Consider the following 231-nt stretch of genomic DNA (forward strand, 5'->3'; position numbering starts at 1 on the left):
GCGGTATGGATGGTGCTGGAGCACGAAGGGGAGCATTCGTCGCGCTGGGCGGTGGTGTCATCGATTGCGGGAAAGATCGGCTGCTCGGCCTACACCCTGTGCGAGTGGATGAAGAAGGCGGAGGTCGATCAGGGCAAGCGGGCAAGCGTGCCGACGGAGGTGGCCGAGCGGCTGAAGGCCCTGGAGCGGGAGAACCGCGAGCTGCGCCAGGCCAACGAGATCCTGCGCAAG

The 231-nt window shown here is 66.2% G+C and carries 1 protein-coding gene; it reads left to right on the plus strand.

All coding sequences use genetic code 11. From position 1 onward, the window contains the following. The coding region (locus B8460_RS20335; RefSeq protein ID WP_148360744.1) for a transposase at positions 1-231 on the plus strand (231 nt) is incomplete at both ends.

The organism is Acidisphaera rubrifaciens HS-AP3 (assembly GCF_000964365.1).
Lineage (GTDB): Bacteria > Pseudomonadota > Alphaproteobacteria > Acetobacterales > Acetobacteraceae > Acidisphaera > Acidisphaera rubrifaciens.